28 protein-coding genes and 1 tRNA gene are annotated in these 26,042 nt (G+C 67.1%); 12 read left to right on the top strand and 17 right to left on the bottom strand.

Translation table 11 applies throughout. The features are described 5' to 3' along the window. Positions 1-136: 136 nt before the first annotated feature. Positions 137-210, top strand: a tRNA-Pro gene (locus A5712_RS04415). Between the two features lie 280 nt (positions 211-490). Continuing rightward, positions 491-1,552: a hypothetical protein gene (locus A5712_RS04410; RefSeq protein ID WP_068101858.1), complete on the top strand. Its 1,062-nt coding sequence runs from the start codon at positions 491-493 to the stop codon at positions 1,550-1,552. Positions 1,553-1,588: 36 nt separating this feature from the next. Here the strand turns inward: A5712_RS04410 and A5712_RS04405 are convergent, their stop codons facing one another. The 6 genes from A5712_RS04405 to A5712_RS04380 all read right to left on the bottom strand — a co-directional run bounded on the left by A5712_RS04405 (position 1,589) and on the right by A5712_RS04380 (position 5,288). Then, the gene (locus A5712_RS04405; RefSeq protein ID WP_068101855.1) at positions 1,589-2,179 is read right to left on the bottom strand and encodes a restriction endonuclease; all 591 of its coding nucleotides are present in this window, start codon (positions 2,177-2,179) and stop codon (positions 1,589-1,591) included. Positions 2,180-2,255: 76 nt separating this feature from the next. Then, positions 2,256-2,519 carry a hypothetical protein gene (locus A5712_RS04400; protein ID WP_068101852.1) on the bottom strand — a complete coding sequence of 88 codons (264 nt, stop codon included), beginning with the start codon at positions 2,517-2,519 and terminating at the stop codon, positions 2,256-2,258. A gap of 265 nt (positions 2,520-2,784) precedes the next feature. Further along, complete coding sequence (locus tag A5712_RS04395; RefSeq protein WP_197519290.1) at positions 2,785-4,134, bottom strand: cytochrome P450; 1,350 nt, start codon at positions 4,132-4,134, stop codon at positions 2,785-2,787. A gap of 53 nt (positions 4,135-4,187) precedes the next feature. After that, positions 4,188-4,484 carry a DUF4193 domain-containing protein gene (locus A5712_RS04390; RefSeq protein WP_068101848.1) on the bottom strand — a complete coding sequence of 99 codons (297 nt, stop codon included), beginning with the start codon at positions 4,482-4,484 and terminating at the stop codon, positions 4,188-4,190. Positions 4,485-4,638: 154 nt separating this feature from the next. Further along, a complete protein-coding gene (locus A5712_RS04385; RefSeq protein WP_068101845.1) occupies positions 4,639-4,911 on the bottom strand; it encodes a hypothetical protein in 273 nt (90 codons plus the stop codon). Positions 4,912-4,976: 65 nt separating this feature from the next. After that, complete coding sequence (locus tag A5712_RS04380; protein ID WP_068101842.1) at positions 4,977-5,288, bottom strand: hypothetical protein; 312 nt, start codon at positions 5,286-5,288, stop codon at positions 4,977-4,979. 141 nt (positions 5,289-5,429) lie between these two features. On the opposite strand from A5712_RS04380, the gene A5712_RS04375 reads away from it, so the two are divergent. Continuing rightward, complete coding sequence (locus A5712_RS04375; RefSeq protein ID WP_068101839.1) at positions 5,430-6,122, top strand: HAD family hydrolase; 693 nt, start codon at positions 5,430-5,432, stop codon at positions 6,120-6,122. Here A5712_RS04375 and A5712_RS04370 read toward each other — a convergent pair. Further along, positions 6,090-6,596, bottom strand: coding sequence for a DUF6328 family protein (locus tag A5712_RS04370; protein WP_068101874.1), 507 nt, complete (start codon positions 6,594-6,596; stop codon positions 6,090-6,092). The genes A5712_RS04375 and A5712_RS04370 overlap by 33 nt on opposite strands. A 105-nt stretch (positions 6,597-6,701) precedes the next feature. Here A5712_RS04370 and A5712_RS04365 point away from each other — a divergent pair, with 105 nt between their 5' ends. The 3 genes from A5712_RS04365 to A5712_RS04355 are packed head-to-tail and all read left to right on the top strand — an operon-like array spanning position 6,702 to position 9,591. After that, positions 6,702-7,262 (top strand): hypothetical protein, encoded by a 561-nt coding sequence (locus A5712_RS04365; protein WP_068101872.1) that lies wholly within the window; start codon positions 6,702-6,704, stop codon positions 7,260-7,262. 11 nt (positions 7,263-7,273) lie between these two features. After that, positions 7,274-8,590: a peroxidase gene (locus tag A5712_RS04360; RefSeq protein ID WP_068101836.1), complete on the top strand. Its 1,317-nt coding sequence runs from the start codon at positions 7,274-7,276 to the stop codon at positions 8,588-8,590. After that, a complete protein-coding gene (locus tag A5712_RS04355) occupies positions 8,587-9,591 on the top strand; it encodes a hypothetical protein (RefSeq protein WP_068101833.1) in 1,005 nt (334 codons plus the stop codon). Before A5712_RS04360 ends, A5712_RS04355 begins: the two co-directional genes overlap by 4 nt. Positions 9,592-9,606: 15 nt before the next feature. On the opposite strand, the gene A5712_RS04350 is transcribed toward A5712_RS04355, so the two are convergent. Next, a complete protein-coding gene (locus tag A5712_RS04350; protein ID WP_231981968.1) occupies positions 9,607-9,975 on the bottom strand; it encodes an STAS domain-containing protein in 369 nt (122 codons plus the stop codon). Positions 9,976-10,130: 155 nt separating this feature from the next. Here A5712_RS04350 and A5712_RS04345 point away from each other — a divergent pair, with 155 nt between their 5' ends. The 6 genes from A5712_RS04345 to A5712_RS04320 are packed head-to-tail and all read left to right on the top strand — an operon-like array spanning position 10,131 to position 15,731. Next, a complete protein-coding gene (locus A5712_RS04345) occupies positions 10,131-11,024 on the top strand; it encodes an STAS domain-containing protein (protein WP_068101831.1) in 894 nt (297 codons plus the stop codon). Positions 11,025-11,046: 22 nt separating this feature from the next. After that, on the top strand, positions 11,047-11,436 hold the full coding sequence (locus A5712_RS04340; RefSeq protein WP_067157499.1) for an STAS domain-containing protein: 390 nt from the start codon (positions 11,047-11,049) through the stop codon (positions 11,434-11,436). Further along, the gene (locus tag A5712_RS04335) at positions 11,426-11,836 is read left to right on the top strand and encodes an anti-sigma regulatory factor (RefSeq protein WP_068101868.1); all 411 of its coding nucleotides are present in this window, start codon (positions 11,426-11,428) and stop codon (positions 11,834-11,836) included. The genes A5712_RS04340 and A5712_RS04335 overlap by 11 nt, the downstream gene beginning before the upstream one ends. A 46-nt stretch (positions 11,837-11,882) precedes the next feature. Further along, positions 11,883-12,455 (top strand): SpoIIE family protein phosphatase, encoded by a 573-nt coding sequence (locus A5712_RS04330; RefSeq protein WP_082973261.1) that lies wholly within the window; start codon positions 11,883-11,885, stop codon positions 12,453-12,455. After that, a complete protein-coding gene (locus A5712_RS04325; protein ID WP_068101826.1) occupies positions 12,452-14,668 on the top strand; it encodes a SpoIIE family protein phosphatase in 2,217 nt (738 codons plus the stop codon). Before A5712_RS04330 ends, A5712_RS04325 begins: the two co-directional genes overlap by 4 nt. A 43-nt stretch (positions 14,669-14,711) precedes the next feature. After that, positions 14,712-15,731 (top strand): iron-containing redox enzyme family protein, encoded by a 1,020-nt coding sequence (locus A5712_RS04320; protein WP_068101823.1) that lies wholly within the window; start codon positions 14,712-14,714, stop codon positions 15,729-15,731. Here the strand turns inward: A5712_RS04320 and A5712_RS04315 are convergent. The 9 genes from A5712_RS04315 to fdh form a co-directional block, all read right to left on the bottom strand. Further along, a complete protein-coding gene (locus A5712_RS04315; protein WP_068101821.1) occupies positions 15,728-15,928 on the bottom strand; it encodes a CDGSH iron-sulfur domain-containing protein in 201 nt (66 codons plus the stop codon). The two genes, A5712_RS04320 and A5712_RS04315, sit on opposite strands and share 4 nt — an antisense overlap. Beyond that, on the bottom strand, positions 15,925-16,614 hold the full coding sequence (locus A5712_RS04310) for a HemK2/MTQ2 family protein methyltransferase (protein WP_068101866.1): 690 nt from the start codon (positions 16,612-16,614) through the stop codon (positions 15,925-15,927). The genes A5712_RS04315 and A5712_RS04310 overlap by 4 nt, the downstream gene beginning before the upstream one ends. A 99-nt stretch (positions 16,615-16,713) precedes the next feature. Next, positions 16,714-17,268: a type 1 glutamine amidotransferase domain-containing protein gene (locus A5712_RS04305; protein WP_068101818.1), complete on the bottom strand. Its 555-nt coding sequence runs from the start codon at positions 17,266-17,268 to the stop codon at positions 16,714-16,716. 13 nt (positions 17,269-17,281) lie between these two features. Next, positions 17,282-18,451 (bottom strand): zinc-dependent alcohol dehydrogenase, encoded by a 1,170-nt coding sequence (locus A5712_RS04300; RefSeq protein WP_068101814.1) that lies wholly within the window; start codon positions 18,449-18,451, stop codon positions 17,282-17,284. Then, positions 18,448-19,392: an SRPBCC family protein gene (locus A5712_RS04295; protein WP_068101811.1), complete on the bottom strand. Its 945-nt coding sequence runs from the start codon at positions 19,390-19,392 to the stop codon at positions 18,448-18,450. Before A5712_RS04295 ends, A5712_RS04300 begins: the two co-directional genes overlap by 4 nt. Before the next feature lie 178 nt (positions 19,393-19,570). After that, a complete protein-coding gene (locus A5712_RS04290) occupies positions 19,571-20,557 on the bottom strand; it encodes an LLM class F420-dependent oxidoreductase (protein WP_068101807.1) in 987 nt (328 codons plus the stop codon). Between the two features lie 126 nt (positions 20,558-20,683). Then, positions 20,684-21,769, bottom strand: coding sequence for an NrfD/PsrC family molybdoenzyme membrane anchor subunit (gene nrfD, locus A5712_RS04285; RefSeq protein WP_068101804.1), 1,086 nt, complete (start codon positions 21,767-21,769; stop codon positions 20,684-20,686). Next, positions 21,766-22,728, bottom strand: a complete 963-nt coding sequence (locus A5712_RS04280) for a 4Fe-4S dicluster domain-containing protein (RefSeq protein WP_068101863.1) — start codon at positions 22,726-22,728, stop codon at positions 21,766-21,768. Before A5712_RS04280 ends, nrfD begins: the two co-directional genes overlap by 4 nt. Beyond that, positions 22,703-26,002 (bottom strand): formate dehydrogenase, encoded by a 3,300-nt coding sequence (gene fdh / locus A5712_RS04275; RefSeq protein ID WP_231981972.1) that lies wholly within the window; start codon positions 26,000-26,002, stop codon positions 22,703-22,705. Before fdh ends, A5712_RS04280 begins: the two co-directional genes overlap by 26 nt. Between the last annotated feature and the right edge of the window lie 40 nt (positions 26,003-26,042).

Here is a 26,042-nt window from a genome sequence, read left to right as displayed (position 1 = left end):
CTGGACCAAGACCGCCGACCAAATCCTGGAGTCCGTCGCAAACTACTGTCGACGAATTAACGACTCACGACACTAGCCCATAGCCAGCGGTTTCGTCAGGCGGCGTGCCGGTGCGATAGGCTGTCGAAGCTTCAAGCGGGGTGTGGCGCAGCTTGGTAGCGCGCTTCGTTCGGGACGAAGAGGCCGTGGGTTCAAATCCCGCCACCCCGACTGTTATTGCCGTCCGGCGTCGCGCCGGGACCACCAGTCGATTCGCGAACGCGATATCACCGGCGGCGATCATCGACGGCCTGCGCGTAGGAATCACGGAGCGGCGCTCAATTTCGTGAACCCGAGTAGCTGACTACGCTATCGGCCCCCCATACGTAGCTGAAGTATTAGTCAGGTCGGCGACTGCTGGAACCGTCACGGAATTGGCCGGCCCGCTAGTGCCCACGATCTGACCGCGCGGCGACTGCGAGCAGCCATCTGAGCACGAAGGGATGGCGTAATGAATTTTGACGAGCACTGTCGGGGCGACAACGTCCTGGTGAGTTTTATTGCCGCCGCTCCGGCCGACGCGGGCTTTGCCGCTCTGCTGACCGGCTTCATGATCTCCGCGATCGCCTTCTTGCTGGGCAGAGAACGGAGAGAGGACAAAATCCTGCACGCGGTCGCGCTATTTGCGCCAGGGTTGCTGGTTCTGGCACTGGCTTGCAATCAGTTTGTCGGTATCACGGCGCAAGCCCCGGCTAAATCCGGCGACCAGGTCATACAGGGCTCGGCAAAAGTCGCTTGCAGCACCGGCTGGACGCAGGGAACGACCGCAAACGGCATGCTGGGCGTGGGCTTCGTCGTCGCGGTCGCCGGACTGGTCTGGATGATGGCTCACGCGGTGGACGGAAACATTGGCCGGAACGCCCAGGAAAACGGCGCTCAGGACCGCAGAACCCTGATACATCTGGGCAACTTCCTCGTGTTCGTCGCCATTGCCACGGTATCGCTGCTGTTGACGCGGGGTTCGCTCGGTTATTACGACCTGATGGGCGGCCTTGGCGTCCATGCGCCGAGTTCCTTGAAGGCCGTAGCTTGGTGGACATTTGGGTTGAGCATGGCTCTTGACGCCCGGATAATCTACGTCCGGACCGCAGGCTATTACCGTGTTCGACGCAAAAGAATTGATGGAAAGTGGGACGACCGCGACGAGTCCAAGGTAGCGCGACTTTTGCGACGAGGACCCGTCATCTGCGTAGTGGTGTTGACGGCCGGCATGGCCTTGGTAGCGCCTTTGCACGCCAGTCTCATTTCCAACAATTCTGTGCCCGGCGGCGTAGCGGCATTCTTTGCGGTTGTCTTGGGCATGTTCTTCCCGCTCGTAATTTTCTTGTTCATTTCCGCTTCGGTGCCTGGGCCGGACTTCTGGTATTGGGACGCCCTCCCCGAAACCAAGGAGGACACGACGCGACCGCCTGCAAACGAGGACGTCGACGGCCGGGCAGTTCCGGCTGATCCTCGCGAGGTCCTCAATACCCAACCCACCGCCGCGGTCAACGGCCGTATCGCGCCCAAGTAGCCGATAACAGGCGGCGCAGATCATGGCACGCGGCGGCTAACCCAGTTCGGGTTGGACCCGCCGACGATCGGCCCGGGCCCAGATCTGCACCTGCTCGCGCCCGACGAGACGGCAACGGTGGGTGGTCGCCAACTGGCGGGCGGCCTTCGTGAAGCCCTGATTGGTCACCACCACCGTCTGGTTGCACCGGTGGTGCAGGGCCCCGGCCACCACTTGCTGGACGGCGGCCACCCCGACGGCCTTCGCCTGCCTTTTGCATTGGACCGCCATGCACGCGCCGTCCCGCTTCGCGATCAGATCCACACCGTAATCGCCCGTGCTGGCGGTGTGCGCGACGCTCCATCCCACCGTCCGAAGCTGTGCCGCAACGAATTCCTCGAACTCGACGCCCGACATCTGGTCGATGGCCGCCAGGTCCGACGCGGCGTATCGCAGGTCACGCCGTCGCTGGCGCCCGACGCTGTAGCGGTCCCGTCGACCACCCAGCCACAGCAGGGCGAGGACGGTCAGGGCGAGGCCGCCCAGACCGGCCGAAAATCCCGCCGGGACGCTACCGGTGGCGTGCTGGGCGAAATACCAGGGGACGGCGAATCCCAACAGCAGCAAGGACCCGGCGATTATCTCCATTGCTCCTCGGATTGGCTGCGTGGACTCGTGCGACGAAAGTATCGGATAGCTATGACAATTCGGCGCAGGCTAGCTATCAGGAGGTGATGTCGGCCCCCGCCGGGTCGACGGCCGCGCCTATCCTCTGCTCGAGATCCTCCAGCCTGACCTTCAATGGCAGGAACTCATCCATGCCAAGCTCCGCCCGGACCGCGTTGATAAATCGGTTCATTACGGCGCTGACATCGCTCGGCTGTATTCGGTTGGCCATCGGAAGGGCCGCGTAGAGCTGTTGAGTGAAGTTCACGGAAGCGGCCAATCCTGCCAGCCTTGCGATGTGATTCGGTAGCAGCAAACGCATCTCGGCGACGATTACGCCCGCTTCCGATAGCCGCCCAGCAGGGTACCCACGAGTCCGGCCCCGGCCGTGAACAGTGGAAGCCACCACGGCGTAGCGGATGCGGCACCTTGCACGGCTGCCAACGTCATCTCATCGTCCCCCGCCCCAAAAGAATTGGAGAAACCGCCCCGATCCGTCCGGAGCCAAGTGTATGAGTCCCGGACCTTGGAAAGGGCGCCGACAAGCCAAAATCCCGAGGCAGCTTTGAGCGGCTGGCTGCGGCAACCTAGGGGTCGGGGCACGCACGACGTGGCTCGAGAGGACGGAACCGAACCCTGGTGCCGTTGCGCGGTGCGAGCATGATGGAGCGCCGCACGATCCGCTCCGGCCCCTCGTCGACGGCGCTGAACTCCCCCTCGCGCAGCAGCGTGTGCAGCACGGTGATGAGCTCACGCATCGTGAATGCGGCCCCCAGACACCGTTTGACGCCGCCCCCGAACGGCACCCACGCGTAGGTCTCGGGTCGGGTGCCGAGGAATCTCTCCGGACGGAACTCGTTGGGGTGCTCGTAGGTATGCGGGTTGCGGTTGATCGCGATGATGTGGACGACGATCCGGGTGCCCGCCTTCACGACATAGCCACCGATCGGAAACGGCTGTGCCGCAACGCGTGCCGTGAAGGGCGCCGGCGGCCGGACCCGCAGCGTCTCGTGGATCACCGCGGTCGTAAAGGCTTCCTCACCGCTCAGGGCTTCGGTCTGTACCCGTCGTAGCGCGTCGAGGTGGTGCAGCAGCAGGTCGAAGACCCAGGCCAGCGTCGTCGCGGTGGTCTCGTGACCCGCCAACATCAGGGTGATCAGGTCGTCGCGAATCTCGCTGTCGGACAGCCGTTTCCCGTCGTCGCCGCGTGCGCACATCAGCAGCGAGAGAATGTCGGGCTGTTCGTCCAGGCGGGGGTTTTCGCGCCGTCGTGCGATGAGCGGCATCACGACGCCGTCGATCTCGTCGTTGGCCCGCGCCCGCTGCGGCCACACCCGCAACGCACCGAGGTGACGAAGCGCGTAGCGGACGGTCAACTGCTCCGAGACACCGAGGTTTAGCAGGCGCTCGAAGGGCCGGCCGAGCCGGCGGACCTCTTCGGGATCATCGACGCCGAAGGTGACCCTGACGATCACGTCCAGCGTCAGCGCGCGCGCCGCCTTCAGCATTTCGAACGGGCGGTCAACGGGCCAGCTGTGCATCGCCGCGCGGGCGCAGTTCTGCATGATCGGTACGTAACTGCTCAGCGCCGCGCCGTGCAGCGGGGGCGTCAAGAGCTTGCGCCGGCGCAGATGCTCCGGTTCCTCCTGCACGAACATCGACCCGGAGCCGTAGATGGCAGCCGCCGGTCCGACGCCCGCACCGCCGAGCAGCACGTCCGGCGGGGCGGTGAAGACCTGCTTGGCCAGTTCGGGGTCGGACACGATCGCCACGTCGCCCAGGCTGAGCACGGGCATGGTCATGATCGGTCCGTATCGGCGGATCACCCGCAGCATCCGCCGCTCGCCGCCGACAAGATAGGCGGCCGCGTACGCCGCGGCGAACAGCGGCCGAAGTATGTGTGGAGCCGGTAGGCCGGGCGGACGGCTCAAGGCCACGCTGACGACCGAAACACGGCGGGCCTAGATGGTCAAGGCCGCCCGCGACGGCGTTACGCGCAGTCTGCGCAGACCGGAAGACCCGAGCTCGAGGGGCGCAACCGGCTGCGGTGCTGCACTAGAAAGCAGCTCGAACACGTGAACTCGTCGGACTGCTGGGGTATCACGGTCACCGACAATTCCTCGCCGGAAAGATCCGCCCCCGGCAGCTCGAAGAAGACCACATCGTTTGGGTCCTCGTCGACAACCGCGGTGGGTGTACCGGTGGCCGCGAGTTCGCGTAGTGCGGACGCATCCTGGGTCTCGGCGTCGGGTATGCGGCGTGCGTCGTAATCGCTGGTGGTCGTCATGGCTGTTCCTCCCTGCTGGACGACGGGTTGACGCACTTGCCTGTACTCACCCGTGGCTGAGTCGGTACCCCGATCACGTGTCGATAACACCTAATCGGCTCAAAAAATTGCGCGGGCGACAATTGAGCACCTCCCATGGCCGTGGAGGGCCGATTCAGCAGGCGATCGGCGTCTTGGCGTGCGCCGCGGAGCCGTCGGCTGTCGTGCCATGGAGAAATAACGCGACGTTGAAGGCTCGGCGCTGGCTCCGCGAAACGAAAGCCAGGCCAACCCAGGGCGCCCCGACGGCGAGGAGCAGCGCCACAATCGCCGCCCCCGCATGCCCGGTGACCAGCGCAAGAACGCCAACCACCAGACCGACCGCCCAGATGGCGGCAGCCACGCGGCCCCCAACGCTGGGATGCAGCGGACCGGACGTGTCGAACATGCGCCCACTTATGCCCGGTCAGACCGAAAATTAAACATTTCGGCGGCGGCTCGGCCGGGCGACGGTCAACTGCTGGGCGGCGGTGCGGGCTCGTCGGAATGCATTGCCTGCCAGCGCACTTCGGCCGCGCGCACCTTACGGTGCGTCTGCAACAGCCAGGCCACGCCCGCGGCACCCGACACGGCGGCCAGCAGCACGACCATCGAACCGACCAGGAGGTGCCCGGTCGCCAACGCGTACAGCCCGATCACCAGGGCGACCACCGCGACGGCCGCCGACGCGAGGCCGGGGGCATTGGCGGCGTGCGTCAACGATTCGCCGGCATGCTGGCGAGAAGTACGGTGGTGGTCAACCGGGTCGCTTTTCGGGGTTCGCAAATTTTCTCCTCGTGAAAACGCTTTTGTACCAGTGCTGTTCGCATGGCGAATCGTGCCGAAGCCTCGTCGAGGGCTACCCGCCGCCCCCATAGGCCAAACGACGCTCGTGTCAGCCGGCCCCACCGCGGGTATGCCACGCGAATGCGCAAACCCCCCGCCGTCCTGTTCGACGTGGACGGAACCCTCGTCGATTCCAACTATCTGCACGTCTACGCATGGCAGCGCGCCTTCGACGCCGAAGGCATGCCGGTCGCGGCCTGGAAGATCCACCGCTGCATCGGCATGGACGGCGACACGCTGGTGCGCACGCTGTCCAATGACGCACCCGACGACGTGCAGGACCGGCTCAGCGACGCCCACAGCCGCTACTACCGCGAGGCCACCCCGCTGCTGGCCCCCTTGCCCGGCGCCCGGGAGCTGCTGCAGCGCGTCGCCGCGCTCGGACTGCAAGTGGTGCTGGCCAGTTCGGCACCCGAGGACGAACTCAAAACCCTGCTCAAGACGCTCGACTGTGACGACGTCATCACCGCGAAGACATCGTCGCGCGACGTCGACACCGCCAAACCCGACCCCGGCATTGTGCAGGTGGCGCTCGACCGGGCCGGGGTTGACGCCGACCACGCGGTGTTCGTCGGCGACGCCGTGTGGGATGCCCACGCCGCCGGGGCCGCGGGACTGGCGTGCATCGGACTTTTGAGCGGCGGCATCTCCCGCGCCGAGTTGGAGTCGGCCGGCGCGTCACCGATTTTCACGGATCCGCAGGATCTTCTCGAGCATCTGGACTCCACCCCGATCGGGGCGCTACATACCGCGAGTGCGCAGCATGAGCGGTAAGAGCCACCAAAAGAACGCAAACAGCGCCAGCGCGCAAGCTCCCGCTATCAGCCCGGCGCTGCGCCCGGCAACCGAGTCGAAAACGATGACCGTCACCCCGGTCAGGGCGGTGCCCAGCAGCCCGAGCCCGGCGTAGGCGCATCGGTGCGCTGCCGACACCAGGACCTGGAGGCGGTGCCGCCGGAACAGCAGCCGGTGAATGCCGACCGGGGCGACGAGCAGCACCGTCGCGCCCACCGAACAGCCGACGGTCACCAGGTACACAATCCGCATGGGTTCGGCGAGAACGTCGAAGCGCTGCTGGAACGGCAGCGTCAACAGGAAGCCGGTGAGCAGCTGGACGCCCGTCTGCACGACGCGCAGCTCCTGCAGCAGGCTGTTCCAATTGCGGTCCAGCCGTTCGATTTCGGTCTCGCCGCGCTGGCTGCGATCCCACTGCTGGTCATCTTCCGGATGATCGACGTCGTCACCCATGACACCGATCATCCCACCGGGAGTGATTTGCGGGCCAACGACCTTCCGAAGGGCCGGGCCGCGGTGAAGAATCAACCCGACAGGTCCGACCACGGGGAGAACACGATGCCGACCATCGACCACGAATGGAGCAAACCCGCCGCGATGGCCATCCCCGCGGAGGGATATTTCGAATTGCAGCGCGGCCGCTACGGCCCCGTCTTTCCACGGACGCCCGCCTGTTACGGCTTCTCCATCATCGCCAAGGTCAAGCCCGGGCGCGAAGACGTGATCCGCGAATACGGCAAGACGATCCAGGCGGCGATCGAGTCCCAGCCCGACCTGTTGGCCCCGCTGCGCCTCCACTACCTGCGGTGGGTCCTTTTCGACGTCGGCTTCGGACTGCACTTCCAATACCAAGGGATCTTCGACACCGATTTCGACAAGTACACCGAGGACGCGATAAAGCTGTTCTCGCAATCCGGCGTCACCACCGTCTTCACCAACCTCGAGGGCTTTCCGGAGGATTGGCAGACCAACCCGGACGCCTTCATCAAGTTCGTACGTGAGCACCAGTTCCCAAGCTTCCTGGAGTACGGGGAGTACCCCTACGTCACCGCCGACGAGATCAAAAAGGCGCTGCGCCTCAAGGCCGCCTTCTCCGACATGCTCGACCAGATGCAGTAAATGCTCGGCGCATGCTTGAGTTAGACAACATCCAGCACATCCTCGTGACCCGTACACCGGCGATGACGGGGCGCTACGAATTCTTGTCGTTCGACAGCCCGGCGGGCGGACGAGCGTGGCTGAGCGAGCTGGTGGACAAGGCCCAGTCGGCGTCGGACGTCCGGCGGACGATGGACAGCACCGACCGGTGGGTTACGCTCGCCTTCACCTGGAATGGGCTGCGGGCGTTGGGAGTTCCCGACGATTCGCTGGCCACCTTCCCGGACGAGTTTCGCGAGGGCATGGCGGCGCGCGCCGACATCTTGGGCGACACCGGAGCCAACCACCCGCGCAACTGGGTGGGCGGTTTGGCCGGCGAGGACCTGCACGCGATCGCGATCCTGTTCGCGCGCAACGACGCCGAGCGCCGGCGTTGCACCGCGGTGCACGCCGACCTCGTCGCGCGGTGTCCGGGCGTGCGCGTGCTGTCCTTCCTGGACTTGAATGCGACGCCACCCTTCGACTACGCCCACGACCACTTCGGGTTCCGGGACCGGCTGTCGCAACCGGTGATCGAGGGAAGCGGAGAGGAGCCGACACCCGGATCGGGCGGGCCACTGAAGCCGGGCGAGTTCATCCTCGGCTACCCCGACGAGGAGGGTGTCGTCCCCAAGCTGCCGCAGCCCGAGGAACTCTCGCGCAACGGCAGCTACATGGCGTACCGGCGCCTGCGCGAGCATGTCGGCCTGTTCCGCGATTACCTGGCGTCGCAGGCGCAAACATCGGAGGGGCAAGAACTCCTCGCCGCCAAGCTGATGGGACGGTGGCGCAGCGGCGCCCCGCTCGTCCTGTCGCCCGAGCGCGACGACCCCGAACTCGGCGCGGACCCCATGCGCAACAACGACTTCAACTACAAGGAGATGGACCCCTTCGGGTACGCGGTGCCGTTGGGTTCCCATGCGCGACGGCTGAATCCGCGCGACACGACGGTCAACATGAACCGGCGCCGGATGATCCGCCGCGGCGCCACCTACGGCGAGGCGCTTCCCGAGGGCGCCGACGACGACGGCGCGGACCGGGGCATCGCCGCGTTCATCATCTGCGCCAGCCTGGTCCGCCAGTTCGAGTTCGCGCAAAACGTGTGGATCAATGATCGCAACTTTCACGAGCTCGGCAACGAACGCGACCCGATCTGCGGAACACAGGACGGCACACTGGAATACAAGATTCCGAAGCGTCCGATCCGAAAAGTTCTCAAGGGGCTGCCGGCCTTCACCACCCTCACGGGCGGCGCCTACTTCTTCCTTCCCGGCATCAACGGCCTGAAGTACCTTGCGAGGACACCGTGAGCCCACCTGCACGCACCTACAACCAGAACCACGTATCCCGAGCGCACACCCCGGGTCGGCGCCGCATCAGCATCTATTGGACCTGGAGTTACCCCTGGGAGGCACAACGCGATCCCGCCGCGCTGGACAATCGGTTCTCCACGATGACCGAGGTTCGCCGGGTGGCCTGGCCGAACTACGAGACGCCGGAATGGGACGACGCCCATTTTCTGCAGGGCATCGCCGGGACGCTCGAGCTGTTCCACCGCTCGACGCTGCACTTCCAGCGACTGGCCGGCGAGGTGACCGGTCACCCCGTCGCGGTCTTCCAGCGCATCGACCAGGCCGGCTATCACCTACCGATCGACGAGCGGGTGCTGGCCGACACCGACACCCTCATGGTCTTCGGGCTCGACCACGTGCTCGGGCAGGAAGAGGCGCGGCCCGAGGAGGTCGAGGCGATTCGCGCTTGGCTGCAGCGCGAGGGCACCTGCCTGCTGTTGGCGCCGCACCACGACGTCGGCTTCACCGACGACGCGGAACAGCGCCAGATGGAGTTCCTGCACCACGGCGACCCGCTGGTCCCCCGCCAACAGCGCTTCAGCCAATACACCCGCTCCCTGATGAAGGCCCTCGACGTACCCGTCTACAACAAGTGGGGCCTGCGGCCGGCGGCCACCGACGGCCAGATCGCGCCGCTGACGGGCTTCCGCGACCTCGACGCGCCCGGCCTGCTAAACCAAGTCACCACCTTCAACTTCCATCCCCACCTGCCGCACTACGAATTGACGGCGCCGGAAAGTGCCGCCCTGCGCGTGCTGGGGCGCCAACGAATCGACCCCACGCGGCCACATCCCTTCACCGAGACCGGCAACACGGAATTCAATGCCCTGATCTGGATGCCGCCCGACGGGGATCGGGCCGGCGACATCGTGTTGGTCGACTCCACCAACTTCACGACGCTCTTCGGCGGCACCGAGAGCCTGGCGAACTTCTGGCGAAACTTCTCGCTGATGCAATAGGGCCGCGAAGGCGCGTCAGCGGGTGCTGTTGCCGTCCCGGACGGCGGTCAACGCGTCGTCCAGCGTCGGGTACAGCGGGAAGGTCTTGTCCAGACCGGTGAGGTGGATCGGCCGCCTGGTCGCCGGCCCGCGCGCGACGACACCGAACTCGATGGATTTGCCTAGTCTTTCGTACGTCGCGGCCAGGATCTTCAAACCGACCGAGCCGAGGAACTCCACCGCGGAAAGGTCGATGACCAGTGCCGTCGGACCGTCCGCGAGCACGGAGCTGATGGCCTGCTCGAGCGCCGGGGCGGTGACCAGATCGATTTCGCCGCTGACGCTGACCACGGACACCCCATCGTGGTCGGTAACCAGCGTGGTAATCGAATCAGGAGCTGACAATGGCGATCCTTTGTCCCGGGCCTTGAGTGTGGTGCAAGCCTAGCCTGCCATGCGAACTGCGAGAAGAATATGCCCTCGACAGTTGGGGCGCGATTATCCAGGCTAGTCTCCCCATAGGCATACTGCGGAGCGCGACGCGGCACACGGGAGGCCAGATGTCAGATTCGCCGTTGGACTTAGGCACCACCAGCACCGCCGCGCAGACGGTCAGCGAGGGCCTGCTGCCCCAGCTGGTCCAGCACCTGCGCCAGAACCGCACCGTGCTGCGCGAGGAGTGGGCCCGCAGGATCACCGAGGCCGAGCTGCTCACCGCCATGACACCGGAGGAGATCTTCTCCGAGGCGACGACGGTGTACGACAGCTACGTCGAGGTGCTCGAGACCGGTAGCGTCGAGGCGCTGCAGGATTACGCGCGCGACCTGTCGGAACGCATCATCCCCCGGGGCGTGGAAACCGACGAGGTCGTCGGCATCGTGCTGCTGCTCCGCGACGTGCTGGCCCGGTCGCTGTTCGAGAAGTATCAGACCGACTTCGAAATGCTCAACCGAGTCCTCGACGCGTACGAGCCGGCGGCCAACCGCATCGCCAACACGGTGGCCGTGTCGTTCGTGCAGGAACGCGAGCGCATCATCCGCCAGCAGCAGGAGGCCATCCGCGAGCTGTCGACGCCGGTGCTGCAGGTGCGCGAGCAACTGCTGATTCTGCCGATCATCGGCGTGCTGGACAGCCAGCGAGCCCGCCAGGTCACCGAACAGCTGCTGCGGGCGATCCGCGCGAACCGCGCGAAAGTCGTCGTCATCGACATCACCGGTGTGCCCACCATCGACTCCACGGTGGCGAACCACCTGGTGCAGACGGTCGACGCGTCGGGGTTGATGGGCGCCAGCGTGATCATCACGGGCCTGTCGTCGGAAATCGCGCTGACGCTCGTCACCATCGGGCTGGACCTGTCCAAGATGAACGCCGTCGGCGACCTGCAGGGCGGCATCGAAGAAGCCGAACGGCTGCTCGGTTACGAAGTAACGCGTACCGGCGAGCAGACCGGATAGCCACCGTTAGCACGAGCCCCCCATGCCAGTACCGATCCTGAAACAGGGCGCGATTCTGATCGCTTCGGTGCAGTCGGCGCTCACCGACTCCGACGCCGAACGCCTTCGCTTCGACCTGATGGAAAGGGTCAGCCGGTTCCGCGCGCAGGGAATCATCGTCGACGTCACCGCCATCGACGTGATGGACTCGTTCGCCGCGCGCTCGCTGCGAACGATCGCCCACATGACCCGGCTGCGCGGCGCGGACACCGTGATCGTGGGCCTGCAACCGGAAGTGGCCTTCGCGATGGTGCAACTGGGCCTGCAGTTCGACGACATGAACACCGCACTGGATCTCGAAGAGGGCCTCGCGCTGCTGAATCGCCAAGGCGGAGTGGGGAAATCGACGATCGGGCGCGATGGTGGCGGGTGACATCGTCGTCGACATCCGCAACTCCGACGACATCGTCGCCGCCCGCAAGGCCGGACACCAGCTCGCTCTCGATCTCGGCTTCTCGCTGACCGACGTGACCATGATCGCCACGGCGATCTCCGAAATAGCCCGCAACATCACCAGCTACGCCGGGCGCGGTGCCGTCCGGATCGCCGTGGCCGAACGGGACGGACGCACGGCCCTGGTGGTGCGCGCGGAGGACGACGGGCCGGGCATCGCCGACATCGAGCGCGCGCTGGAGGACGGCTACTCCACCGGTCGCGGGCTGGGGATGGGCCTGCCCGGCGCCCGCCGCCTGATGGACCGCTTGATCGTGGATTCGAAACTTGGTCACGGCACGGTCATCGAGATGTGGAAGTGGGTGCCAGCCCGTGCATGAGCATGGCCGGCTGGGTCCGATGGAGTGGGCACGGGCGGGTCGCCCTATGCCCAGTGAGTTCACGTCCGGCGACCGAGGGGTCGCCGTCGACATCGACGGTCACGCCGCCCTGTTCGGCGTGGTGGATGGCCTCGGCCATGGTCCGGAGGCCGCGTCCGCCGCGCTGCGCGCCGTCGACGCGGTCAAGCGCTCGGGTTCCGAGCGGCTCGAGGTCTTGGTCCAGCTCTGCCACCGCATGCTGGAGGGCACCAGGGGGGTCGCCATGACCCTGGCCAGGGTGGACTTTGCGGCCCGCACCCTGACGTGGACGGGAGTCGGCAATGTCACCGCCCAGCTGGTGGCCAAGGCGCCGACCGGTGTCCAGATCCGATCGACCGCGCGCCTCACCGGGGGCATCGTCGGCTACCGCATGCCCGAAATCAGGCCCGCCCAGGTGGTTCCGATCCGCCCGGGCGACCTGCTCGTGATGAGCACCGACGGAATCGCCGAGGACTACCTGGATCACATCGACTTCGCTGCCACCGCCGTGGACATCGCCGAAGAACTCCTGGGAAAGCACGCCAAGGAGATCGACGATGCCATGGTGCTTGCGGCGCGTCACCGGGGAGCATCGAGATGAGCGGCAACGACGACTTCCACGCCCAGTACGGCGCCGCACTGCGCAGCTACTTGGACACCCGCGACGAGGACGTCCTGACCGTCGGCCACGAGCTCGGCCGCCGCGCCCTCGAGGAAGACATCAGCGTGCTCGAAATCATCGAGCACCACGTTCGGCTGGTTCTCGACACCTGTCAGGACTACCAAGTCGACGCCCCCGTCGCCCTGGAATTCCTGTTGCAGACCCTGGCCCCCCTGGACGTCGCGACCCGCGGATTCCTCGACGGAACCAGGCGCTTCGCGCAAGAGCGGGCCCGGGCCGAGGGGCTTGCCGATCGCGACAAATTCCGTACGGCGCTGGTGAATTCGCTGCAGGAGGGCTTTTTCGTCGCCGACCACGAGGGCTCGGTGGTCGAAGTGAACAACGCCTTCATCGAAATCCTCGGCTATCCCGCCGACGGTCTGCCATACCGGTGGCCCCACCCGTGGCTGGTCGACAGGAAGACCGCGCGTGAGCAGCAGGCGCTGGTCCGCAGCAACGGCAGCGCCGCATACGAAACCCCGATTCGGCATCGGGACGGACATCTCGCGTGGGTGATGGTCAGCATCAACGCGGTCAAGGAGGCCGGCAGCGACCGGGACGTCTACGTGGGCACAATCCGGGACATCACCGCGGAGCGCGCGTTCGCCGCCCGCGAGAGCGCGGTACTGCGGCTCGCGACAGCGGTGGCCGTGGCCAAGAGCATGGCCGAGCTGCTGTCGATCACCCTGGACGAATGCCGGACGGCGATCGACGTCAAGCGGGTGATCGCCGTCTCGTGGCCCGCCGGCGGGGGCGAACCGACCGTTCAGGTGGCGGGCGAACCCGCCGAATCCTCCTGGCGCGAACTGGATCCCTGGCTGCGCGACACGTTCCAGGACGCGCGCCACCAGCTGCCGCTGACGGCCAAGACGGTGGACAGGCCCCAGAATCCCGGCAAGGCACAGGGATTGGTGGCGGTGCTGTCCAACACGGGAGACCTCGCGCTCTGGCTGGAGCTGCTGACACCCCGCTGGATCAGCGCCGAAGACCGGCTACTGGTCACGGTGCTCATCGGCCACCTGAGCCTGGCCATGCAGCACGTGCGCCAGTTCGAAAGCGCGCGCGAAACCTCGCTGACCCTGCAGCGCGCCATGCTACCCACGGTGCAGCCGCCCGCCGGCTTCGCCGTCTGCTACGAGCCGGCCGTCCTGCCCTTGGAAATCGGGGGCGACTGGTACGACGTGCTGCCGATCGGCGGCAACCGCATCGGCATCGTCGTCGGCGACTGCGTTGGCCGCGGCCTGCCGGCGGCCGCGGTGATGGGCCAGCTACGCAGTTCGGCGCGCGCGCTGTTGATCAACGGCGCCCAGCCGGCGCTCGTGCTCGAACAGCTCGACCTGGCGGCGTCGCTCATCCCGAATGCCTACTGCACCACGGTCTTTCTCGCGATCCTGGACACCGAGACCGGCGTCCTGGAATACAGCAACGCCGGCCACATGCCCGCGATGGTCGCGGGTCCGCGGCCCGCGACCACGACGGTGGTGACCGACGCCGCCTCGGTGCCGCTCGCGGTGCGCCGGGCGGAACCGCGGCCGCAGGCATCCCGGGTGCTGCCGGCGGGCTCGACGCTGATGCTGTACACGGACGGCCTGGTCGAGCGCAAACACGAGTCGATCGACATCGGAATCGCCCGCGCCGCAGACGTTTTGCTTGAGACGACGAAGCTGCCGCTGGAGGCCGTCCCACAGACCGTCGTCCGTGCGCTGGCCCCCGCGTCGGGGTATGACGACGACGTCGCCATGGTGATATATCGGCATCGGCCGACGCGGCTGCGCATCGAAAGCGAAGCCGTCGCAGACCAATTGGTCGACATCCGGCACCGGTTGGCCACGTGGCTGCGCGCCGCCGAGGTTCCGAACGCGCTGGCCGCCGACATCGTGCTGGTCGTCAACGAAGCCTGCACCAACTGCGTCGAGCATGCCTACCGCGGACACCGGGTCGGAACGATGCTGCTCGATGCGGAATTGACCGATGGCCGAATCCGGACGCGGGTGACCGACGACGGTTCGTGGAAGACGCCGGCCGCCGACCCGGGCAACAGCGGGCGCGGCCTGGTGTTGATGCGGGCGATCAGCGACACGATGGAAGTGCGCAACAGCCCGGAGGGCACAACCATCGAGAACACCTTCCGAATTTCGGAACCCCCGGGCTGACGGGCCTTCGTTTGCCTGGCCCGATTCTCGGGTAGTCATCGGCGTGACTCGCGCATCAATCACGGTCGAGCCCGCCCTGCCTGCGGCGCACGGACCGCTGTCTACGGCCGTCCAGCGTGCGCTGGCCGGACCCCCCGCACACGACAACCTCACCCGCATCGGCGCGTCCGTGCGGGACTCCGACCCCTTCGGCTTGGATCTTCAGCTCGCCTTGTGCATGTGCTACGAGCTGCACTACCGCGGTTTCGCGGGCGTCGACCCCACCTGGGAGTGGAATCCCGCGCTGCTGCGGTTGCGCGCGGAACTGGAACGCGTGTTCCTGGCGGGGGTGCGGCGCGATGTCGGTCCCATCGACCCCGGCCAAACGGCGCAAGCCGAGATGGAGGCGATCTCCATCGAGCCCGCCGATGGTGACGGGCCGTCATACTTCCTGCGCGACTCGGGAACCTGGCAGCAGATGCGCGAGTACTTCGTGCACCGGTCGCTGTACCACCTCAAAGAGGGCGACCCGCACGCGTGGGCGATCCCGCGGCTGATGGGCACCGCGAAGGCAGCTTTCGTCGCCGTGGAGTTCGACGAGTACGGCGCAGGCCAGGGCCCGCGCCTGCACCAGCAACTCTTCGCGGACCTGTTGACGGCGGCCGGTCTGGACGCGACCTATCTGGGCTACCTCGACGCCGTCCCCGCCGAGGCGTTGGCCGTGGTGAATCTCATGTCGCTATTCGGGTTGCACCGTCGGCTGCGTGGCGCCGCGATCGGGCATTTCGCCTCGACGGAGATCACGTCACCTCCGGGATCGCGGCGAATGGTGCAGGCCTTGCAGAGGATGGATGCGCCGCCGGCCTGCGTGGAGTTCTACAGCGAGCACGTCGAGGCCGACGCGGTGCATGAACAGGTGGTGCGCATCGACGTCGTCGGCGACCTCGTGGCACGGGAACCGCACCTGGAAACCGATGTCGTCTTCGGAATCCGCGCGCACGCGGCGGTGGAAAACCGCTTGGCGGACAAGCTCATCGGGGCGTGGAAGCAGGGCCAAACGTCGTTGCGCAGGACCCTGGACTAGCTCGTCTGCTTCTTGACGCCTCGGCAGCGGCGATGGCTGGTGTCGCACAACGGATAATCATCGCTGCGCCGGCAGGTGCAGATCGCCACCATGAAACGGTCGGACTCGACGACATCGCCACCGGGGGTCTCCACCCGCACCGGTCCGGATACCAGCACGGGCCCTCCGGCGACCACCTGTACCCGCGTGGTGGTCATGGCTTGTCCGCCCGGATCACGACGAGCTCCTCTTCCCGGCGCCCGCGCGGGATCCGACCGGTCTCCTCCAGCCACTCGGCCCGAGCCGACATGACGGGACCGAACGGAATCCACTTGGACGCGATGACTTCGGCCCTCAGGCCGGCCCATTTCAAGCGGTCCAGGGATTGTTGGACGCCGGCGAGCGCCGAGTGCACCAGCAGCAGGGATCCGCCGTCGCACAACAATTTTGGCGCCGCCTCGCACAGCGGATCCAGGACCAGGCGCCCGTCGAGGCCCGCGTCCCAGGCCCACGAGGGTCCGGCGATCCCGCGGCCGGGCTCGGCAACTCCGGCGGGCGGGGCCGGGACATAAGGAGGATTGGCCACCACCACGTCGAACGGCGCCCAGTCGACGGCTTCGGTCCACGATCCCTGGCGGACGTCCACTTCCACACCGGCCAGGGCGGCGTTACCGCGCGAACAACGCACCGCGTGGTGGCAGGTGTCGCAGGCGGTCACGCTGGCACAGCCCATCTCGGCCGCGGCGATGGCGACGAATCCGCTACCCGTACAAAGGTCGAGGACCCGTCGTCCCGGAATGAGGGCGGTGTGGTGCATTGCGTCGACCAGCAATCGGGAATCCTCTTGGGGCCGGTACACATTGTGCGCAACCGAGATCGCGGGCTCGGGATAGGTTGTTGTCAACGTGGGCCTTTCGCTCAGCCAGACATAGATCGCCGTGGCGATCACGGCCTGACCTGTGTAATGCCCGCAAAATTGCGGGTTAAAACGGTCCGGCGGCGGCTATCCCGCACTGCCGTGGGCGAATTGCTTGACGATGGTCTCGCAAAACGCCGGCAGGTCCGACGGTGAGCGGCTGGTGATCAGGTTGCCGTCAACCACCACCTCTTCGTCCACCACATGGGCGCCGGCGTTACGCAGGTCCGTGCGGATGCTGGGATAGGAGGTCAGCGTGCGCCCCACGGCCACGCCCGCCTCCACCAACGTCCACGGTCCGTGACAGATGGCGGCGACCGGCTTGCCGGAGACGACGAAGTCGCGGACGAACTTGACCGCGGCCTCGTCCAGACGCAGCTTGTCCGGGTTCACCGTGCCGCCCGGGAGTACCAGGCCGCCGAAGTCGCCCACCGACGCGTCCGACACCGCGCGGTCGACGGGGAAGGTGCCCGCGGGCTCGAGATCGTGGTCACGAGCCTGGATTTCGCCCGGCTTCAGCGACAGCACCTCGACCTCGGCGCCGGCTTCCTCCAGGGCCGCACGTGGCTGCTCCAGTTCCACCTTCTCCACGCCGTCCGCCGCCAGGATGGCAATCTTTGTCCCTTGCAACTCATTTGACATCGCGATACCTCCTTCACGGATGGAGGACGACTTTGGTGCAGCCGTCCTGCTTGTGCTTGAAGATCTCGTAGCCGTGCGGCGCCTGATCGAGCCCGAGATGGTGGGTGATAATGACGGTCGGGTCGATGTCGCCGCTCCGGATCCGTTCCAGTAGGGGCCGCATGTAGCGCTGCACGTGGCATTGGCCCGTCTTGATGGTCAGCGACCGGTTCATGATCGCGCCGATGGGAAACTTGTCCATCAGGCCGCCGTAGACCCCGACGATCGAGATGGTGCCGCCATTGCGGCAACTCATCGCTGCTTCCCGAAGTGCATGCGGGCGTTCGGTTTCCAGCCGCATCGCCTGCTTCACCCGATCGTAGGCGTCCACCGGGGTGGACCCATTGCGCGCCTCCATCCCGACCGCATCGATACAGTGATCCGGCCCCCGCCCGGCGGTGATGTCCTGAAGCCCCGCGAGAACCGGCGTTTCGTCGAAGTTGACCGTTGTCGCGCCGATCTTTTCGGCCAGCTCGAGTCGATAGGGCACCCGGTCGATGGCGATGACCTTGGATGCGCCCAGCAGGAACGCGCTCATGATCGCGAACAGCCCGACCGGACCGGCGCCCCACACCGCCACGACCTGGCCGGGTTGGATGTCGCACATCTCGGCGCCCATGTAGCCCGTCGGCAAGATGTCCGACAAGAACAACACTTGATCGTCCGTGAGGTCGTCTTCGACCCGAAGCGGTCCCACGTCGGCGAACGGCACCCGGGCGTATTCCGCTTGGCCACCGGCGAATCCACCGAGCATGTGCGAATACCCGAAGAGCCCCGCCGGGGAATGACCCATGAACTTCTCGGCGATGCCCGCGTTCGGGTTCGAGTTCTCGCACAGCGAATACAGGTCGCGTTCGCAGGCCGAGCAGGCCCCGCACGCGATCGGGAACGGCACCACCACCCGGTCGCCGACGGCGAGGTTGGGCACCGCCTTGCCGACCTCGACGACCTCGCCCATGAACTCGTGGCCCAGCACGTCCCCGTGCTTGACGGTCGGGATGTAGCCGTCGTAGAGGTGCAGGTCCGAACCGCAGATCGCCGTCGAGGTGACGCGCACGATGGCGTCGCGCTCGTTGAGAATCGTCGGGTCCGGAACCGATTTCACCTCAACGCTGTTGCGTCCTGCCCAGATCGTGGCCTTCATGCGGTGGCTCCTTTTCCGTTGTGACCGTTCGGCTGGGCGGGCTGCTGATGCAGTTGCCGGGCCGAGGCGGTGCCTTCCGGCGAGCCGTCCGAGCGCAGCACCTGTCCCGTCTCCAGGATTTGCTTGAACCGCCGAAGGTCGTCGTTGACTTGCTGATCGGGTGATTCGCCGAGCAGGGTCGCGGCGGCCTTGCCGACGGCGCCCCCCGGCATCTGGTAGCCGATCTGGACCCGGACCTCGGTTCCGTCGCCGTTGGTGGCTGGGGTGAACTGGACACTGCCGCCGTTTTGGATCGCCGAACCGGGCAGCGACTGCCACGCGATCCGCTCGCCGGGTCGGTCCTCGGTGATCTGCGCGTCCCATTGCACCGGTTGCCCGACCGGCGCGCTGGCGACCCAGTGTGACCGGCCGTCGTCGCCGGCCGTGACCGATTGCAGGTGGTGCATGAAGCTGGGCAGGTTCTCCAAGTCGCGCCAGAAGCGGTACACGTCCTCGGGTGGGCGCCGGACCGTGACCGCGGCGCGCACGGTTCGGTTGCGCGCGCCGTTGGCGTGGCGCGCGCCGCCATCGCGGGCGGCGCGCAGCGCGGCGTAAAGGTCGACCGCCCCGATGCCACCGAGGACGGCGGCCGAAATCGCGCCCCGGCGCCGACGCCCGCGGCCGCGGGCCGCTACCCCGGCCAGCAGCAACGCCACATCCAGGACATCGCCGGCCACCCGCGTCCAAACCAGCCGGTCCGAGCCGACCGACAACGCGGCGCCATGGCCGCATTCGCGGGCGCCGAGCGCGCGGATGACCCGGCGGGCCCGGCGCGTGTCGTCCACGCCCGCGATCGCAGCAACCTTGTGGGGCGCCACCAGCTCGGCCAGACCCAGCCCGAAGCTGGCGCCGGCGAGCGCCGTTACCAGCGGCGCCGTAGTGTTGCCGGATCGATCGTTCATTGTCGACTCCCTTGCCAGGCCTGGCACAAGCGGGCACAAAACGGCTGCTGCACAGCAGATTTGCCGGTTTTACGCCCGCCCCGGCCCTAAGCCCCTGTTGATGCGTCAAACTGCCGATGGTCGCCCGAAGCCCACGTTGGCTGTCGGATACCCGGGCAGAAACGGCCCAAACTTGTGATCAACCGGCCGCATCGCGCAGCGCGTCGAGCAAAGGCTGGGCGGCCTCTTTGAGGAAGAGGTCTTGCGTCTCGCCGCCGATCTGGACCAGCGCGATGTCGGTGAATCCGGCCTCCCAGTAGGGTCGGACCGCCTCGACGATCGCATCCAGGTCGGGACCGCACGGAATCGACTCGGCAACGTCTTCGGGCCGCACGAACTGGGTCGCGCCGGCGAAACCGGCCGGAGTCGGCAGGTCGGCGTTGACCTTCCAGCCGCCGCCGAACCAGCGGAACTGGTCGTGCGCGCGCTGGATGGCGGCATCCCGGTCGGGATCCCACGACACCGGGATCTGGCCGACCACCCGACCGCCGCCGGCGAGGTTGGCGGCCTGGCGCGCGGCGTGCCACTCGCGGACGAGGTCGGCGTCGGGCTCGACGGCTATCAGGTGTTCGGCCAGCTTGGCGAACCTCTCGACGCCCTTCGCCCCGGACATCGCGACCCCGATGCCGATCGGGACGTCCGGCACGTCCCACAACCGCGCCGAGTCCACCTGGAAGTACTCGCCGCGCCAGTTCACCAGCTCGCCGCCGAACAGCTCGCGGATGATCTTGATGGCTTCACGCAGCATGTCCTGCCGACGCTCGACGGTGGGCCAGCCCCTGCCGACGACGTGTTCGTTGAGGTTCTCGCCGCTGCCCAGGCCGAGGGTGAACCGGCCGTCGGACAGGATCTGCACGGTGGCGGCCTGCTGCGCGACGATCGCGGGGTGATACCGGATCGTCGGGCAGGTCACGTAGGTGTACAGGTCCACCCGTTCGGTGGCGTGCGCCACCGCACCCAGCACCGCCCAGGCGTTCGGCGCGTGCCCCTGCGACGTCAGCCAGGGCGAGAAATGGTCACTGCACACCTCGAAGTCGAACCCGCGATCTTCGGCTGAAACTGCATGCCGCACAAGGTCTTTGGGTCCACTCTGCTCGGTCATCAAAGTGTAGCCAAAATTCGTCATAGCCACCTGGATACCCACGCGTTCGCGGACGTAACGCTTTACGTTCGCGAGCCCAACCACACTGCGAAAACCGGTGCCGAAACTCGCAGCCTGGCTCGGTTCGCGGACGCTCGCGGGCGCAAACGGCTAATCCGCGGTGGTGATGGAGTCTCCCGTGACGCCCGCCGCCCGGCGGGCCGCCAGCCTGCGCTTCTGCGGCTCGATCGTGTAGCGGGGATCGCGGGTCGACTCCAGCCCCGCCTCGAAGAACCCGAACCGCAGCATTGCCGAGGCCGTCAGCAGCGCCATCCCGGACAGGGCGGCGACGCCGCGGTGTTTCCCGCCGAGCAATGCGCCCAAACCGCCTGCGGCCGCGAGCCGTTCGCTCCACGCCAGCAGCCGGCCCGGCCTGCCGTGGTGCAACGGTTCCCTGGTCACCGGGTCCATCCGGTGTTCGGTGAACCTGGCGGAGACCAGATCGCTCACCGCCCCGATGACCGCCAGGGTGCGGGCGGGCCCGGCCTCGGCGACCGGGGTGGTGATCATCGCCAATCCCGACGCGGCCAGGGTCGCCGAGCTCGCGAACACGAACGGCAGGTCTTTATAGGCGGCGTTCCACGTCGGGGTTGCGGTGTCGCTGAGCAGCACCGCGGTGTAGACGGCCAGCGGCGGCGCGAAGAGCGCGGCTTCCAAACCGGCCGGACCTTCCACGGCGCGCAGCGCGGGCCGCAGCGGGCCCAGCGGGATGCGCTCGCCGGTCATCCGGTCGATCTCGGCGACCGCGGCCAACCCGATCCCGGCGCTGAAGGAGCTCAGGATCCAGGATCCGACGCTCATCGGCGAGGTCAGCTTGATCGTGCGCAGCATGTTGACGAAACGCTCGGGCCGGCCAAGGTCCTTCACCAGCGCGACCGCGCCCAGCATCACCGCGATCAGGGCGGACAGCCGGGTGTTGCGGCGCAGCTTGTTCCGACCGGTGAGCTGCGCGCCGGCCGCCAACAGACCCGACCCACCGGCGACGCCGCCCAGGAACAGGTATGCCGCCACTTCGTGTCCCCACGGCGCGGGCTTGACCACCGGGCGTCCGTAATACGAGCTGAACTCCGCTTCGGGCACCATCGGCATCTCGCGCGAGCCGTCGGCACCGCCCTTGCGCCCCTTGCCCTTTCCGTTGCGTCGTCGGCCGCCCGTCGGCTCGGGAGGGCGCACGCTGTCGAATTCCGAGGTGGTCACCTGCTCCTCCAGAACGCCAGCACCGCCGCGCCGAACATGCCGGCCGCGGCGAGGCCGGCCCGCTTGAACATTTCCGGCAGGTCGGCCGTGCACACCCGAGGGTCGGGCGGCAGCCCGTAGACCTCCGGCTCGTCGAGCAACAGGAAGATCGAGCCGGTGCCGCCCACCCCGTCGTTCTCGTTGGCGCCGTAGAGGCGGGCCTCCGTCAGCCCCTGGGCGTGCAACGTGGCGACCCGCTCCCGCGCCGTGACCGCCAGGTCGTCGTGATTGCCGAACTTGATCGAGGTGGTCGGGCAGGTCTGGGCGCACGCCGGTGTCTGGTCCTCGACCAGGCGGTCGTAGCAGAGGGTGCACTTCTGGGCCACCCCGGAAACCGGTTTCTCGCTTGGGGAACCCGGTCGCTGCGCCGGCGTCGTGAAGGTGCCGTCGCTGCGCCGCTCGACCACCCCGAACGGGCACCCCGCGACGCACGTGCCACACCCGTTGCAGACGTCGGCCTGGACGACGACCGTGCCGAATTCGGTGCGGAACAACGCACCCGTCGGGCAGACGTCGAGGCATCCGGCGTGCGTGCAGTGCTTGCACACATCCGACGACATCAGCCAGCGGAACTCCGGCGTGTCCGGCGGGCTGGTGTCCGGAGGTGCCGGCACGGCGGGCATGCCCAAATCGATTAGCGCCCGACCGGATTCGCGCGCCTGCGCGATGCGGTCGCGGCCCTGCTCGATGAACGCGACGTGCCGCCATGTGCTGGCGCCCAGCGCTCCGGTGTTGTCGTAGGACGAACCCAGCAGCTCCAGCTCCCCGTCGCGCGGGTTGCGGTTCCATTCCTTGCAGGCGACCTCGCAAGCCTTGCAGCCGATGCAGATCGAGGTGTCGGTGAAGAATCCCTTGCGCGGCTTGGGAACTGCCCAACCGGCTTCGGCGGCCGGGTCAGTCGGTCCGCTCAGCTGGCCCATCGGCTCCCCCTTCCCCGACGGCGTCGCTCAGTCGGACATTTCCGGTCTCGGCGGTGGCGCCCGCGCGAGATTGGTATTCGGCGATCAGGCGGAGCAGCTCTTCGCCCTGCGGCCGGCGGCCGGGCCGGATGTCGCACGACCCGGCCTTCGACTCCTGAATCTGCACGTTGGGATCCAGTGTGACGCCCAGCAAGTCGTTGGCCGCGTCCCCGCTGACCACGGCGTCGCCGCCGACGCCCCAGTGGTACGGCAACCCGATCTGGTGCACCGTGTGGCCGTTGATCACCAGCGGCGCAACGCGTTCGGTGACCAGCACCCGGGCCTCGATCGCCGAGCGGGGCGAGATGATCGTCGCCCACCCGTAGGGCTCCAGGCCGCGCTCGGCGGCCAGCTCAGGGGACACCTCGCAGAACATCTCCGGCTGCAGCTCCGACAGGTAGGGCAGCCACCGGCTCATGCCGCCGGCGGTGTGGTGCTCGGTGAGCCGGTAGGTGGTGAACACGTACGGATAGACGTCGGACCCGGGCTCCCCGGCGCTGGGCGCGCTCAGGTTGTCCTTGCGCGGGAACGTGATTCGCGCCGGGTTCCGTTGCTGGGGATACAGCGCGTTGGCGACCGGGGACTCCTGCGGTTCGTAATGCGTGGGCAGCGGCCCGTCGACCATCCCCTTCGGGGCGAACAGCCAGGCTTTGCCGTCGGCCTGCATGATGAACGGGTCGTCACCGGCCAGCGCATCCGGGCCGCCGATGTCCGGATCCGGCCGGACGTGTGGGGCGCGGTCGACGGGGAAATCGGGCACGTCGTCGCCCACCCAACGGGCGCGCTGCCCATCCCACCAGATGTAGCGCTTGCGCTCACTCCACGGTTTGCCATCAGGGTCGGCCGATGCGCGGTTGTACAGGATGCGGCGGTCGGCCGGCCAGGCCCAGCCCCACTCGGACTGGCTGGGACTCGGACCTCCGAGCGGCGCACGCCGGGCGGCCTGGTTGACCCCTTCGGCATACACGCCCGAGTAGATCCAGCAGCCGCACGACGTCGACCCGTCGGCCCCCAGCTCGGTGTATCCCGGCACGGGCTGGCCGGCCTTGGGCCCGGTCAGGTAGCAGCCGCTGATCTCGGCCAGCACTGCGGTGGGGTCGGGCTCTCCATGTTCGTCGGTGGGGTAATCCCAGGTCAGGTCCAGCAGCGGCCGGTCGCGTTCGTCGGTCGACCCGGCCAGCCGCTGCCGGATTCGCTTGCCCAGCTCGACGAAGAATTGCAGCTCGCTCTGGCAGTCGCCGGGCGGGTCGACGGCTTTGTGGCGCCACTGGACGAGGCGTTGGGTCTGGGTGAACGATCCGGCCTTCTCGACGTGCGTCGCCGCCGGGAAGAAGAACACCTCGGTCTCGATGTCTTCGGTTTTCAGCTCGCCGGAGGCGATCTCCGGGCCGTCCTTCCAGAAGGTGGCCGACTCGATGAGGTTGAGATCGCGCACCACCAACCATTTCAGGCGCGACATCCCCATGCGCTGCAACCGGCCGTGCGCCGAGCCGACGGCGGGGTTCTGGCCGAGCAGGAAGTACCCGTCGACTTCGTCGTCGAGCATCGACATGACCGTCTGGTACGTGCCGTGCGGGCCGGACAGCCGCGGCAGATAGTCGTAGGCCCAGTCGTTGTCCGCCCGGGCGGCGTCTCCCCACCACGCCTTGAGCAGGCTGACGAAGTAGGTGTCCGCGTCGGCCCAGAAACCCTTCTGATTCTTCGGCCCGACCGCTTCGATGTACTCACGGAACGTGTCGTGCACGCCGGCCTTCGGCATCGACAAGTAGCCGGGGAGCAGGTTGAACAACGTCGGAATATCGGTCGACCCCTGGATGGTGGCGTGACCGCGCAGCGCCATGATCCCGCCGCCCGGGCGACCGACGTTGCCGAGCAACAACTGCAGAATCGTTGCGGTGCGGATGAATTGGGCTCCCAGCGTGTGCTGAGTCCAGCCGACGGCGTAGGCGAAACAGGTGGTGCGCTCACGTCCGGAGTTCTCGACGATCGAGCGGGCCAGGTAATCGAAGTCCTCGGCGCTGATGCCGCAGACGTCGCGCACCATCTCCGGCGTGTACCGCGCGTAATGTCGTTTGACGATCTGGAACACCGTGCGGGGATGCTGCAGGGTCTCGTCGCGCAGCACGCGAGCGTGCGGCAAGGGCGGACCGCCGCTGCCGTGCACGTCGCCGGCCGCTCGGGCGGACGCGCTGGCGCCGTGCTCTTGACGGTGTTCGTCCTCTTCCTGTCCGGCATAGGCCCAGGTCGATTGGTCGTATTGCCCCGTTTCGGGATCGTAACCGGAGAACAGACCGCCCAGATCCTCTGTGTCGCGGTAATTTTCGTTGATCAGGGTCGCCGCGTTGGTGTACGCGACGACGTACTCCTTGAACCACAGTTCGGCAGAGATGATGTGGTTGATCAGCGCCCCGAGCAGCACCACGTCAGAGCCGGCCCGGATCGGGATGTGCTTGTCCGACACCGCCGACGTGCGAGTAAACCGCGGATCGACGTGAATCACCTTGGCACCGCGCGATTTTGCCTCCTCGACCCACTGGAAGCCGACGGGGTGACACTCGGCCATGTTCGAGCCCTGGATGACGATGCAGTCCGCGTTGGCCATGTCTTGCAGTGTTTGGGTGGCGCCGCCGCGCCCGAAGGAGGTCCCCAGACCGGGAACCGTGGAGCTGTGTCAAATACGAGCTTGGTTCTCGATCTGAATCGCGCCGGCGGCGGTGAAGAGCTTCTTGATGACGTAGTTCTCTTCGTTGTCGAGGGTGGCCCCGCCGAGTGCGGCGATCTTCATGGTGCGCCGCAGCGGATGTCCCTTCTTGTCGATGTCCTGCCAGGAATGGCGGCGCGCCTCGACGAAGCGGTCGGCCACCATGTCGATCGCGGTGTCCAGCTCGAGCGGCTGCCACTCGGTCGCTCGCGGAGCGCGGTAGAGGACCTTCAGCTGCCGGCCTGGCGAGTTCACCAGCTGTTCACTGGCAGCACCCTTGGGACACAAGCGGCCTCGCGAGATCGGTGAGTCCGGGTCGCCCTCGATCTGGACCACCCGGTCGTCCTTGACGTACACCTTCTGCCCACAGCCGACGGCGCAGTACGGACAGATGCTTTGGACCACGCGGTCGGCCGTCGTCGTGCGCGGCGCGACGGCGCGGGTCTGTTTCGAGGTGACGGCCGACCCGCGGCCGAGCTTGTCTCCCGAGCGCAGCTGACGCACGACGGGCCACTCCAGGAAAAGCTTGCGCATCGTCTTTTTTGGGGCCATGCCCCTAAGCCTAGTGCGCCCT

Source organism: Mycobacterium sp. E2327 (assembly GCF_001672675.1).
Taxonomy (GTDB): Bacteria; Actinomycetota; Actinomycetes; order Mycobacteriales; family Mycobacteriaceae; genus Mycobacterium.
The sequence above is the reverse complement of the archived record's forward strand: the minus strand, read 5'-3'. Positions and strand labels throughout refer to the sequence as shown.

Bases quoted from the DNA above. Each gene is read 5' to 3' on its own strand.
- A5712_RS04295 (WP_068101811.1), bottom strand. From the start codon at position 19,392: ATGAACGATCGATCCGGCAACACTACGGCGCCGCTGGTAACGGCGCTC.
- A5712_RS04315 (WP_068101821.1), bottom strand. From the start codon at position 15,928: ATGACCACCACGCGGGTACAGGTGGTCGCCGGAGGGCCCGTGCTGGTA.
- A5712_RS04280 (WP_068101863.1), bottom strand. From the start codon at position 22,728: ATGGGCCAGCTGAGCGGACCGACTGACCCGGCCGCCGAAGCCGGTTGG.
- A5712_RS04370 (WP_068101874.1), bottom strand. From the start codon at position 6,596: ATGGGTGACGACGTCGATCATCCGGAAGATGACCAGCAGTGGGATCGC.
- A5712_RS04290 (WP_068101807.1), bottom strand. From the start codon at position 20,557: ATGACGAATTTTGGCTACACTTTGATGACCGAGCAGAGTGGACCCAAA.
- A5712_RS04325 (WP_068101826.1), top strand. From the start codon at position 12,452: ATGAGCGGCAACGACGACTTCCACGCCCAGTACGGCGCCGCACTGCGC.
- A5712_RS04365 (WP_068101872.1), top strand. From the start codon at position 6,702: ATGCCGACCATCGACCACGAATGGAGCAAACCCGCCGCGATGGCCATC.
- A5712_RS04405 (WP_068101855.1), bottom strand. From the start codon at position 2,179: ATGGAGATAATCGCCGGGTCCTTGCTGCTGTTGGGATTCGCCGTCCCC.
- A5712_RS04360 (WP_068101836.1), top strand. From the start codon at position 7,274: ATGCTTGAGTTAGACAACATCCAGCACATCCTCGTGACCCGTACACCG.
- A5712_RS04375 (WP_068101839.1), top strand. From the start codon at position 5,430: ATGCGCAAACCCCCCGCCGTCCTGTTCGACGTGGACGGAACCCTCGTC.
- A5712_RS04330 (WP_082973261.1), top strand. From the start codon at position 11,883: ATGCCCAGTGAGTTCACGTCCGGCGACCGAGGGGTCGCCGTCGACATC.
- A5712_RS04385 (WP_068101845.1), bottom strand. From the start codon at position 4,911: ATGTTCGACACGTCCGGTCCGCTGCATCCCAGCGTTGGGGGCCGCGTG.
- A5712_RS04340 (WP_067157499.1), top strand. From the start codon at position 11,047: ATGCCAGTACCGATCCTGAAACAGGGCGCGATTCTGATCGCTTCGGTG.
- A5712_RS04300 (WP_068101814.1), bottom strand. From the start codon at position 18,451: ATGAAGGCCACGATCTGGGCAGGACGCAACAGCGTTGAGGTGAAATCG.
- A5712_RS04400 (WP_068101852.1), bottom strand. From the start codon at position 2,519: ATGCGTTTGCTGCTACCGAATCACATCGCAAGGCTGGCAGGATTGGCC.
- A5712_RS04410 (WP_068101858.1), top strand. From the start codon at position 491: ATGAATTTTGACGAGCACTGTCGGGGCGACAACGTCCTGGTGAGTTTT.
- A5712_RS04305 (WP_068101818.1), bottom strand. From the start codon at position 17,268: ATGTCAAATGAGTTGCAAGGGACAAAGATTGCCATCCTGGCGGCGGAC.
- A5712_RS04390 (WP_068101848.1), bottom strand. From the start codon at position 4,484: ATGACGACCACCAGCGATTACGACGCACGCCGCATACCCGACGCCGAG.
- A5712_RS04345 (WP_068101831.1), top strand. From the start codon at position 10,131: ATGTCAGATTCGCCGTTGGACTTAGGCACCACCAGCACCGCCGCGCAG.